We start from the raw sequence: 12,399 nt of genomic DNA, 5'->3' as shown, positions 1-12,399 counted from the left end.
GATAAGGAGAACCCCATGACCAGAAGACCCCGCCGTCCCCTGCCCGCCAGCCTGCCGCTGCTTGCCGCAGGTCTGGGGCGATCAGGGTCGCCAAGCGCCGCCTCGGCTGACTTGGTTGCTTGCGCCGACGGCATGCCTCACCCCCGCGCAATACAATCATCCGCGTCGCGTGGCCCATAACAGTCCACGGCGCAGAATCTCGCGCATTTGCGGGATCTCAAATTCCGCCGCGACATGGCCGAGCGCGGAATAGAACACACGCCCCTGCCCGTATCTGTGTTTCCAGACCACCGGCATGACGGTCCCGTCGATCCACGAGGCATGTTCACCGTTAAACGTGGTCGTGGCCAGCACCTCGATCGCCGGATCCACATGCAGGTAATACTGTTCCGAATGATAATCGAAGCTTTCGATGCCCTGCATGACGGGGTCGTCGGGACGGGTGATGTCCACGCGGTAGTCGATGATGTTGCCCGGGTGTGCGACCCACTGACCACCGGTCATGAACTGATAGGCCGGTTCATTGCGGAAGGTATCGCCCATCCCGCCATGAAACCCGCCAAGCCCGGCGCCCGCCTCGACTGCGGCGACAAGCGCATCGAGCGCTTCTTTCTCGACCGTGATCTGTGTGCATAGCGGAACGATCAGATCATATTGCCCCAGATCGCGGTCCGACAGGACACCGGTGCCTTCGACCCGATCCACGTCAAAGCCTTCGGTCTTAAGCATGTCCTCGACGATCCGGGAACAGGACTCGGGTTCATGTCCGTCCCAGCCGCCCCAGAAAATCAGTGCCTTTGCGCTGCTCATCATGTCCTCCCTCAAGGTGCATCTGCCAGTGTTTGCGCGAACATTCGCCATGAGGTCGCCGGGATGCAAGCAGGTTCCAGCCGCGAAAGCGCCCCACCTGGTTGATGGAAGGGGCAGATTGAAACTGCACAAGAACTTCCGTCGGCGGATCTTTGCCCACCGCATGCATAGGCAGACATTTTCTCTTTGCCCAGGGACGAAAATTCACAAAAATACGCAACGTCACAACCAGCGTGACCAATGAAAACATCGAGGGGCATAATGCAGGTGCGCAATCCGGGACGGGCAGTCCGTACTCTTCTGTCATTTGGCGCGTTGGTTTTTCTTGTCGCGGCGTGTTCCGGCACATCGCCCGGCAGCTATTCGTCGGGCCTGCATCCTGAACGGGTCACACGGGCAATGACCGAGGTGCAGAAGCTCAAGGCGAGAGGCGCGCGCGTCTGGTGCGTGCCCTTCGCCCGCAACCTCAGCGGCGTCAACATTCGCGGCAATGCGGGCACATGGTGGGATCAGGCAGGCAATACATATGCGCGCGGCAAGGAACCTCAGGTCGGCGCCGTGATGGCCTTCAGTGCTACGGGCCGTAATCCGCGCGGGCATGTCGCCGTCGTCTCGGAACTGGTCGAGCCGCGCAAGGTACTGATCGATCACGCCAACTGGAAACGCAACCAGGTCTCGCTGCGGATGGCCGTGGTAGATATTTCCGAACGCAACGACTGGTCGGCGGTGCGCGTGGAAAGCCAGCCGGGGAACTATGGACGCGTCTATCCGCTGGACGGTTTCATCTACCCAACAGTCGTTCAGTAACGACATCGACACCGCGCGGGCTCCAACCACGCATTGCCAAATTTCTTCAACCGCTCTACCCATTTAAGGGCTAAAGGGAGCGCGTTGATATGCCTGTATCCGCCAGTAGCGGCCAGTTGTCACCTTTCAAATACCCCGCCTTCGCGACGATCTGGAGCGCATCTCTGGTGTCCAATATGGGCACGCAGCTTCAGATGGTGGGTGCGGGCTGGCTGATGACCAGCCTGACCGCGTCACATGACATGGTCGCTCTGGTGCAATCGGCCGCCACGCTGCCAGTGATGCTGTTTGCGCTACTTGCTGGCGCGCTTGCCGACAACATGGAACGCCGCCGGATCATGATCGCCGCGCAAAGCTTCATGCTATTGTCTGCATTGTGCCTGGCCGCGATGACATGGGCAGGAGGCATTACCCCATGGCTGCTGTTGGGCCTGACGTTCCTGATTGGCAGCGGCAATGCGTTGAACAACCCGTCATGGCAGGCCTCAGTGGGTGACCTTGTCCCGCGAAAGGAAGTGCCGCAAGCGGTGCTTCTGAATTCCATCGGGTTCAACATGACCCGCAGCGTCGGTCCCGCTCTTGGTGGGATCATCGTCGCGGCGGGCGGCGCGGCGGCGGCCTTCGCCCTCAACGCATGCAGCTTTGTCGTCATGCTCGGGGCGCTCGCCCGCTGGAAACCGCCAGCGCGCGACACCCGGCTTCCGCGCGAAAACATCTGGCGGGCAATCTGGGACGGCGTGTCCTATGTGTCCATGTCGCCCAATATCCTGCGCGTTATCCTGCGCGGGACGGTGTTCGGCATCGGCGCAGTGTGCGCGCTGGCCCTGTTGCCCGTGATCACGCGCGACATGCTGGATCTGGGCGCGACAAGCTACGGCTTGTTCCTTGGCTGCTTCGGGCTTGGGGCCATAGGTGGCGGTTTCTCCGGGGGCTGGTTAAAGGCCCGCGTCAGCCCCGAAACACGGGCGCGTGGCGGCTTCGTTTGCCTGGCGATCGCACTGTGTTGGCTGGCGCTGAGCCGTTCACCCTGGCTCAGCGCGCCGGCCTTCGCGCTGGCCGGCGCGTCATGGGTGCTGAACCTGTCCCTGTTCAACGCGACCGTGCAGCTTTCCGCGCCGCGCTGGGTCGTTGGGCGTGCGATCTCGCTCTATCAATCGGGCGTGTTCGGCGGCATGGCCCTGGGGTCATGGATGTGGGGGGAGGTCGCCGAGACGATCAGCATCCCGGTAGCTCTCGCCACGGCCGCCGTTCTGCTGACGGCCGGTGCGCTGATCGGCCTGCTCCTGCGTCTGCCTGAAGCAGAGGAACTGGACCTCGACCCACTCAATCGGTTTCGCGAACCACAGCTTGAACTGGACCTGCGCGCCCGAAGCGGTCCAATTGCGGTGATGATCGACTACGAGATCCGCCAGGAAGACGTCGAGGAATTCCTTTTGATCATGGCGCACCGCCGCCGCATCCGCCTGCGCGATGGCGCACGACGCTGGACACTGCTGCGTGATCTGGAAAACCCGCGCCTCTGGTCCGAAAGCTACCATGTCGCCACCTGGACGGAATATGTGCGCCACAATCTACGCCGAACGATGGCCGATGCGGACAGTATCGACCGCTTGAGGGAATTGCATCAAGGCGATGATCTACCGCACGTTCACAGGATGATCGAACGTCCCACCGTACCGCGTCATGACGACATGCCCTTGCGCAACACCGCAGGCCTGTCACATTGAAGCAAAGTCAGTATGAGACATGATTGCGCCCATGCCCCCTTCGCTGCCGTCCTTTCCCCACGACCGGTTCTGGCCACTGCCGCAATATGGCGAGAAATCGGCCACGTCTCGTCGGGTGGGGTTGGAGATCGAGTTTTCCGGCCTGACCGAAGCACAGACAGCGAAGATCGTCACCGGTCGATTTGGCGGTGACATCCGGACACAGTCCCCCTACGAGGTGGAGATTGAGAACACCGAGATTGGCAAGGTGAAGATCGAACTCGACTCCGCCTATGCCAAAGCCGATCGAAACGCGGTGCTGGATGCAGGGCTCGACTTGGCGCGGAGCGTGATACCCACGGAAATCGTGACGCAACCACTTTCACAGGGCCAACTCGGCCTGATGCAATCGCTATGCGCCGATCTCGCCAAGCATGGCGCGCAAGGCAGCCGGACAAACCTGCTGCGTGGCTTTGGCATGCATATCAATCCGGAAATCGCGGGGCAGGACACTGAATCCATCGTGCCGGTCATGCGCGCCTATGCGCTGATGGAAGACTGGCTGCGCGAAGCCGATCCGATCGATCCTTCGCGCCGGATGATGCCTTTCGTGGACCCCTACCCCAGCCGCCTGATCGATGCGCTTGCCCGCTACGGCGATCTGCCGAAAGACGAAGTGTTTCGTATCTATCTGGACTTGGCAGACGGACGGAATCACGGTCTCGATGTGCTGCCCGTGATCGTGGAAACCGCCGATGCATCCTTGGCCGACCGCGTCCGCCGGAACAGGCAGGTCAAAGGCCGCCCTGCCTGGCACTACCGTCTGCCCGATTGCCGCATCGATGAACCCGACTGGTCCATTGCCGCCGAATGGAACCGCTGGGTGCTGGTCGAACGTGCAGCCTGCATGCCGGAACTGGTCGAGGAACTGGCCGAGGCATGGCTGAAACGGCGGAAGGAACTGACCTCGATCCGTCTGGAATGGTGGCGTGCTGCGGATGAAGTTATCCGCGGATATGATCTGTTCAGGGACAAGCCATGAGCCGACCGGTGATCGGGGTGACAGTGTCGCGCAGGTCCGGCTGGCGCATCTTCCCGCTTGTGGCATTCAATCTGTGGCTGGCTGGCGGGCGGGGACGCAAATGGCAATCAGGGACCGACACAGCGCCCGATCTGGATGACGTGGACGGCGTCATCATCGGCGGGGGAGACGACATTTCACCCGATCTGTATGGCGGGCAACTCGTGACCTCCGCGCGGCTCGAGCCGGCGCGCGATGCGCTGGAGCATGACATCGTGGCCGATGCGATGGAACGCGGCATTCCGGTCCTTGGCATCTGTCGCGGCGCACAGATGCTGAACGTGGTGCTGGGCGGCTCGCTGCATCAGGATGCCTATGGCACCTACACCGCCAGCAAACATGTCTGGACAATTCTACCGCGCAAACGGGTGATGGTCACTGCCGAGACGCGCCTTGCCCATATCGCCGGAACAGCCCCAATGATCGTCAATGCCCTGCACAGCCAGGCGGTAGATCGCCTGGGGTGCGATCTGAACGTAGCGGCGCGTGACGATGGCGGGATGATCCAGGCCGTAGAGCGCACGAAAGATCCCTTCGCGCTCGGCGTGCAATGGCATCCGGAGCATCTGTTCTACGCCAAACGTCAACGGGCAGTGTTCCGCGCCCTGGTAAATGCGGCGGCGGCCTACAAGGCGAACAGGTCACAACTCAAGGCGGTGGACAGGATCTGATCAGACCGGATAGCCGTAAGCTTTGACAAGATGCCAGAATTCCAGATTGAGTGTCGTCACGTCCTTGATGGCCTCGTCGATGCGGCGCAAACCCGTTTCGTCGATCATCTCGCTGCGGCCCATGCGGATATCCGTTTTACGGTCCGCGATGCGCATCAGGATCGTTCGCGCGCTGCCGTTTTCCGTATCGAAGGAATAGATACAGTGATTGTAATGGTTGCGAAGCCCCGACAAACGCACCAGCTTGCGCGTCGCGGCGAGTATCGCGTCCCGTTCATCGGGTGAGCGTCCCTTCATCTTGGCCAGACGTTCAACCAGATCGACGCGGGCGCGGGTTGTGTTCAGTGTCAAGAAGACCACAACCGCGCGCTCTTTGTCGGTGCCCAGCAGACCGGCCATAATGTGGATCAACACGCTTTCGGTGTTGGTCCACACATAGTTCAACCGGCCAGTCTGCAGAAGGATCTGGTCCAGAATGGCGGGCTCGTCCGTCATCTACACCAGCGAACCTTGTTTGGCGGCTTGATAGTACATGCCCACCGCCGCCGTACGATTGGGAACCCCCATCTTCTTGACCAGGTTGTGGACATGCAGCTTCACCGTGTGTTCGGTGATCGCCAGTTCCGAAGCGATGCGCTTGTTGCTTTCGCCCAGAACGATCAGTTCCAACACCTCGCGTTCGCGTATCGTTAGCCGTCTGATGTGTTCATCCGAACTGACGGGTGGGATCGCGGGACGTGTGTTGATCTGATTTGCAAGTTTTGCGGGGCAAGGCTGCAAATCCTCCGGAAAAACATATTGCGAATGCAGCAGAAGCCGGAGCATGGACAGCCATACCTCCACAGAAATACGCATCGGCAAAAAGCCAATGCTTCGTGAGGTTTGACTTTGCCAGCGGTCCAGAAACTCGCGGGCTTTGGCCCCATCGCGGTATGCCAGCGCAATCACGGCCGATCCAACCGTATCGGTCAGATCATTGCCGAGTTCCAACAACTCCTCCGTGAAATTCTGGTCCACGACAATCAACTGCAACGATTGGGGAAGCGTTTCCTTCGCTGACAGAACCGACCGCAAATCATCCGCACGCATGCAGTGGACATAAAATTCTGATTCAATTTGCTTGAAGGTTCGGGCCGAATAGAAAATCGCGCTACCAACAATCAGAACCTCGAACGACTGTCCCGGAAATTCGGTCTCAAAGTGTCGCCGATTACTCAAAACTATCTCCAGTTCAAATAACTTTGCGAACCACATCGACAAGAAATGGCATCAAGCCAAATGTCTGATGCGGCCTTGAAATTCAGGTCTGGTGACTAATTTCTCTCCCTAAGGTTTCGTACATTGACGAGGCGCCCGCTCCCAATGCGCCGAAGCAGAACCTGCCTAGATTGGCAAAGTCTCAAGCAATATCGCTTGGTGTGCGCGCCGCATAATCGCCGCGCATCTCATGCCTTCAAGGTCGGCCCTGCAGCCCTAGTTTATAACTGAAAGTGGAGATTCGTTCCAATCATTTGGCTTCTTGATTGTCTACGAAATCAGCACAATGACTGCTTAAGGTGCCAAACATAAACAGATTATCGTCCGGTAACATAAACTTTACCAAACTCGCCTGCACGGGCCGGAATGTGCCGACACTAGCCAATTCGCTATAGAACCAATTGGTATAAGGAATTCCTTACCTGGCCGAGATATCCACGTATCCATCTGTTTTATTTTACTTTTCTTTGGCACAGGCGTCTGTTGCCCGAAGGTCTAGATAGGAATGGACCATCCTCGCGCGCACACTTTGATAACGCAGCGTAAATCTCTCTTCGGTGTCCCGGAGCAAACGAGCGCTGCGGATCGGCGCAACCGAGCACAGGAGGACCCCCCAGCAGACTTGAGTAAACGAACAGGTGTAATTGCCTGAGCGTGCGCAATGTCCATGCGACCAGCCCTGGGGCTGGCGCTTGTTTGAACCCACCCGGAATGCTGCTTTGGATAGACTGGCAGTTGCGGGTGACTGAAGCACAAGGAAGACAGTCATGGCTATTAATCGCAACAACAACGTCGCGGTGGGCGATCCCCGCGCGATGTCCGACGCGGTAGCGATCGGCGAAGCGAACATCGAGAACCTCGACGCGGATGTGGATATCGGTGACATCGAGATCAAGGAAGCCGACCTGACCGCACAACAGCAGCAACAGCAGCAAGATCAGGATGTCAATGTAGACACCCAGCAAGGCCAGGGACAGGATCAGGGTCAAGGTCAGGATCAGGGCCAAGGTCAGGACCAAGGTCAGGGGCAGGACCAGGGCCAAGGTCAGGATCAAGACCAGAACCAGTCCGCTGACAACGACAACACCGTATCCAACGGCAACGATATCAATATCGATTTTGGCGGCGGCGAATGGATTCCACGGGACGATGACATCGTTGACCTGGATCTGAACGACGATGCGGAGATCAACGACGTCCTGACCGCGGGTGGCGATATTGACAGCGACCCCGGTGACGACATCAAAGCCGGAAACAACCTGACCTATGATCCCGGCGATGATGTGAAAGCCGGCGGTGATCTGGACTATGATCCCGGTAACGATCTGCATGTCGGCGAGAACATCTCTGCACCGGATTCACTGAACGGTGCCGGCAACGACATGATGTCGATCAACAACCAGTCCAACTGGCTCGACGACACCGATCATCTGGACAGCCCAACCGTCAGCAACAATGCCGACTTCACGCAGAATGGCGACGCCAATGGCGGCGAGGCTTTCGCGTCGGAAGGCATTGATGCGGATGCGGATGGCGGACATTCCGGTGACGGTGGCAAGTCGATCGGGGGCGACGCGGAAGGTGCTGATGGCATCGGCGGCGGTGCATTTGCACATGGCGGAGAAAGCGGCGACTCGATCGCTGACGCTGCGGGCGGCGGCGCAGGCGATTCCGGCGACGTGGACGGCGACGTGGACAGCGATGTCAAGGTCGAAGCCGAAACCGACTCTTACGCCGACGGCGGCGGCGGCGGCGATGCGGACGTAGCAGCCGACGCAGATTCGGCAGTCGAAGGTGATGCTGACGCCGACGGCGAAGGCGGAGACAGTGGTGACGCTGAATCGCTGGGTGCGGGCCTCGGCCTGTCGGGTGCCCTTGGTGGCATCGCTGACAGCGAAGCTGATGGCGGTGACAGCGACAACGAAGTTGACTCCGATGTCGATGGCGACGCAGACGTCGATGCCGATACAGGCAGCGGCGGAGACGTTGACGGCGACGCGGATGCCGAAAGCGACGGTGATGCCGATGTCGAACCTTATGGCGGTGACGCCGGGGACGTCGAAGGTTACGCCGCTGCTGACGTTGAAACCGATGCAGATGTCGATTCCGAGTCCGGTAGCGGAGGCGATACCGACGCGGATATCGACGCTGATGCCGATGGCGACGCAGACGCCGATAGCGACACCGACGCTGGTGGCGTGATCGGAGGAGCGCTGTCCGGTGCGGAAGGTAACGCTGACCAAGACAGCGATGCCGACGGGGGCGATACGCTCGACGTGGCCCTGGCCGGGTCCGAAGGTGATGCCGACACCGATAACGATGCCGATGGCGGTGACGCCGACAGCGAGTCTGACGCGGATGCCGAAAGCGACTCCGACGTTGACGGCGACGCTGATGGAGGTGACAGCTTTGATCTCGCCCTGGCGGGAGCACATGGCGATGCCAACACCGACAACGACTCTATGGCAGGTGACGGCGGTAGCGCAGGTGGCGATGCGACCGCTGGAAGTTCGCCCGCAGAAAGCGGCACCACGACCCAGACAAACGGGCTGGGTGCCGGGGCGAACAACTTCACCAACACTGGTGGCACTGCTGGCGACGCGGATAACGCAAATTCCAGCACCGGTGGCACCGGCGGCGCAGCCAATGGTTCAGCGGACGGATCGGGCGCAGCGGACGCGGCGGCTGACGGCACTGGTGGCGCCGGTGGCCCTGTCAACGGCACAGCCGACGGTACGAACTCTTCTACGAGTTCCGCCAATGGCACCGGCGGAACGGGCGGCAGCAATTCCAGCACGACCGACGGTTCCAGCGCAGCTGATGCTGCGGCGAACGGAACCGGCGGCAGCACTGGCGCTCTGGACGGCACGGCGGATGGCTCTGGCACGTCAATGGCCGAAAACACGGGCACCGGTGGTGCTGGTGGTGCAGCCGACAGCATGGCGGACGGATCCGGCACGATTGACGCAGCCAATACCGGGACCGGTGGCGCTTCCGGCGCAACGGACGGAATGGCCGACGGGTCTGCCGACACCGATACGTCGAACATGGGCACCGGCGGAAACGCAGGTGATACCTATGGCACGGCAGACGGGTCCTCGGCGGCAGATGCGGCGACGTCCGGCACCGGCGGCGATTCCGGCGATTCATCCGGCACTGCGGATGGGTCCGGCTGGGCTGATGTCGCGACAACCGGCACCGGTGGCATGGGCGGAAGCGCCAGCTCGACGAACAACACCAGTTCGGCGGCTGACGGAACCGGCACTGCTGACGCCGCAAGCGGCGGAGGCGGCTACGCCGATGTGTTCGCTCAATCGGACACCAATGGAACCGCCGAGACGATGGCCGAGGCCATTGCCGGCTATGGCGGCGCGGCAAGCACCGACGACGATGCCGAGGCGACCGGCATGGGTGAAGCCAATGGCACGGCCTATTCCGGCGCTGGTGGCGCTGGCGGATATGCCGACGCCATGGGCGGCACCTCTGGCGACGCAGGCGGCATGGCGGAAGGTGGCGCAGGAACCGGTGGCAGTGCCACGGGTGGCAACGCGGGCGATGCCTACTCCGGTGCCGGTGGCGCTGGTGGCAATGCTGGCTCTTGGGGTTCGGGCAACGGCGATGACGGCTACGTCACCGGCGAGTCCTACGCCTCGGCTGCGGCTGTCGTGGATACCTCGGCATTCAACCAATCCATCGTGATGGGTGCGAATGTCCTGGGCAACACCGTGGACATGACCATGGTCGGCGGAGCGATGTCTTCGACCTATGTCGGCGAAGACGAACTCTAAGACGTTGCGACAGATTGACAATTTCCGGGGCCGTTCCGCGCGGCCCCGGATACATTGAGAGGGTAAAGGTGAATGATTGTTGATCGCACGACCGAGACCATCTCGCATTTCATCGGGCTGTTCTCTCTCACGATAGAAAAGGCCCGGCTTCGGGACTCCTACGAAGAATTCACGGCACTCAAGAAGCAGGCGGAGTTGGACAGCATCGAAAGCCTGGCACCTGCTATCCTATCCTCCCATCACTTGAAGCCCGGCAAGTTCGACCCCACGACGCTGGAGTTGACCGGACATGCAGCGGGCAATGATGAGATCACGGTCAACGAACAGACGCGTGACATTGCGCCCCCGCAATCGGCACTGAACCTTGAGGCGGAAAACGACACGGACCTGCCGATCTTTGCGGACAACTCGATCACGATTACGATCCGTGTCATCTACCTGACGCCGGACAACTCCGGCGAGGGCGGCTTGTTTGGCGATGACCCTTCACTCACCCCGCAATTTCCCCCGTACCAACCACCCGCGCCGCCCCCATTCATTTTGGAACTGCCCTTCCCCGGATCGGCGATGACAGTCACGCAGCAAGTCGCATTCCTGAACGACAACGACTATCTGGGCTCGTTTGACGGCACGACCCTGACATTGACGACACAGGCCCTGGCACCCCTGATCGACACTGCCCTTGCACTTCAACCTTTGACCCACGCCCTGCCTGCTCCCGGCGCGATCTTCGACGCAGGGGCCGCGGGAATCTACGCTGCCGCAATGGCTGATGCACATGCACGGTTCACTGCACTGGCAGAAGATGACGGGCAGATGGAAACGGCGGTCTTTCGAGGCGACGACGCCGAAGCGCTGATCGTGGATGGTACAGTGGCAGACAACACGCCTATCTGGTCGGACATGCTGCCTGCTCATCATGCGGGCAAGGCAGATCCCCCGTCCGACGCCACGGTGACCGACCGCATGCTGCCTGAGGGCAGCGCCCGAAATCCCGACTTCGAGGACGGATTCAAGTTGGTGACCGGAGGAAACTACCTTGCCAACCAGGCGACGATCAGCACCGCATGGGTTGATGCGCCGGTGATCGCGGTGGGCGGCAAATGGGTGCAGCTGGACCATATCGGGCAAACCGCCGTGGCCACCAACATGGACACCCTGTCACCGGGCACCCATCCCCCGCCCACCACCGTTTTGCAGATCGCACAGATCAGCGAGGAAAGCGTTCCCGTCACATCCCGCACCATCGCGGGCGACGGTGCGCCGACCTCGCCGAAATATGTCCATATAGACCACATCGCGGGGGATCTGTTGAACGCGCATTACGTGCGCCAGGTGATCACGGTCAATGACGCCGATCAGTTCGAAGCCCATATTTCGGCCGCGTCGGGTGCCTATGTGCTGGGCGACAACACGGTGTTCAATGTCACCGGGATCGTGGCGGCGGGCATGAATTACGACCTGATCCTGGTGGGCGGCGACTTCATCGAAGTGAACGCCGTCCTTCAGACCTTGGTGTTGAACGACGACGATCAGGTATTCGGCCTGCCCGGGTCCGAGGCACAGGATGACCCCGTGACCGTCGCGGATGATCCGGCTGCGGACTATCCTCTGATCGACGCGCCGGAGACGGAGCCACCCGTCGACGATGACAATGACCCCGATACCGAGCCAGTTCCCGACGCGCCCGAAGAACCCGCGCCGGACAATCTTCTCGTCAATAAAGCGCACATCCAGAAAACGGGCATCGATACAAAGACCGAGATCACCAACAGCATGTCCGAAATCGTGTCCAACACGGATGCGGATATGGAGGCGCTGCGCGAAGAACTGATGCAAGATCCCGCGCTGGCCGGGATCGAATACGCCCGCGTGCTGAAAATCGACGGTGATCTGATCCAGTCGCGTATCGTCGAACAAGTCACGACGCTGAACGATTCCGACATCATCAAGCTCACCGATAAAACGCCCGACGCCGTGGAGGTGGTCGAGGGGCAGAATGCACTGATCAATATTGCAGCCCTGAAGGACAATGGCATCGACAGCTCGGTCATGGCGGATGGGGACGCCTATTCCGACTTGCTGATCCACCAAGCGAAGCTGATCGACGAGATCGAGCATCTTCCCGACGCCGATGAACTGGCCAACGAGGCCATCGCCTTCCTGATGGACGACGATTCCGCACCTGCGATCGACGCTGATGACTTCACCGGTTCGGGCAAGATCCAAACTGCATCGGACAGCGACGACCTGATGGCGTCTTCCTTCACATGACAACG

The 12,399-nt window shown here is 60.5% G+C and carries 9 protein-coding genes; 6 read left to right on the top strand and 3 right to left on the bottom strand.

Translation table 11 applies throughout. The features are described from left to right. Positions 1-156: 156 nt before the first annotated feature. Positions 157-810 (bottom strand): ThuA domain-containing protein, encoded by a 654-nt coding sequence (locus FPZ52_RS13855; RefSeq protein ID WP_146366423.1) that lies wholly within the window; start codon positions 808-810, stop codon positions 157-159. A gap of 240 nt (positions 811-1,050) precedes the next feature. On the opposite strand from FPZ52_RS13855, the gene FPZ52_RS13850 reads away from it, so the two are divergent. From FPZ52_RS13850 to FPZ52_RS13835, 4 genes are all read left to right on the top strand, one after another. Further along, positions 1,051-1,617 (top strand): CHAP domain-containing protein, encoded by a 567-nt coding sequence (locus FPZ52_RS13850; RefSeq protein ID WP_240804481.1) that lies wholly within the window; start codon positions 1,051-1,053, stop codon positions 1,615-1,617. Positions 1,618-1,706: 89 nt separating this feature from the next. Then, positions 1,707-3,344: an MFS transporter gene (locus FPZ52_RS13845; protein WP_146366208.1), complete on the top strand. Its 1,638-nt coding sequence runs from the start codon at positions 1,707-1,709 to the stop codon at positions 3,342-3,344. Between the two features lie 31 nt (positions 3,345-3,375). Next, positions 3,376-4,365, top strand: coding sequence for an amidoligase family protein (locus FPZ52_RS13840; RefSeq protein WP_168201367.1), 990 nt, complete (start codon positions 3,376-3,378; stop codon positions 4,363-4,365). Continuing rightward, positions 4,362-5,075 (top strand): gamma-glutamyl-gamma-aminobutyrate hydrolase family protein, encoded by a 714-nt coding sequence (locus FPZ52_RS13835; protein ID WP_146366206.1) that lies wholly within the window; start codon positions 4,362-4,364, stop codon positions 5,073-5,075. Before FPZ52_RS13840 ends, FPZ52_RS13835 begins: the two co-directional genes overlap by 4 nt. Here FPZ52_RS13835 and FPZ52_RS13830 read toward each other — a convergent pair whose 3' ends face one another. Then, positions 5,076-5,570, bottom strand: a complete 495-nt coding sequence (locus tag FPZ52_RS13830; RefSeq protein ID WP_146366205.1) for a hypothetical protein — start codon at positions 5,568-5,570, stop codon at positions 5,076-5,078. It lies immediately after the preceding gene. After that, complete coding sequence (locus tag FPZ52_RS13825; protein WP_168201366.1) at positions 5,571-6,293, bottom strand: helix-turn-helix transcriptional regulator; 723 nt, start codon at positions 6,291-6,293, stop codon at positions 5,571-5,573. 806 nt (positions 6,294-7,099) lie between these two features. On the opposite strand from FPZ52_RS13825, the gene FPZ52_RS13820 reads away from it, so the two are divergent. Next, positions 7,100-10,120, top strand: coding sequence for a beta strand repeat-containing protein (locus FPZ52_RS13820; RefSeq protein ID WP_146366203.1), 3,021 nt, complete (start codon positions 7,100-7,102; stop codon positions 10,118-10,120). Between the two features lie 72 nt (positions 10,121-10,192). Next, positions 10,193-12,394, top strand: a complete 2,202-nt coding sequence (locus tag FPZ52_RS13815) for a hypothetical protein (protein WP_146366202.1) — start codon at positions 10,193-10,195, stop codon at positions 12,392-12,394. Positions 12,395-12,399 lie beyond the last annotated feature (5 nt).

Origin of the sequence: Qingshengfaniella alkalisoli (assembly GCF_007855645.1) — a bacterium.
GTDB lineage: Bacteria > Pseudomonadota > Alphaproteobacteria > Rhodobacterales > Rhodobacteraceae > Qingshengfaniella > Qingshengfaniella alkalisoli.
Note: the sequence above shows the minus strand (reverse complement) of the source record. Positions and strands in the feature narration are given on the sequence as shown.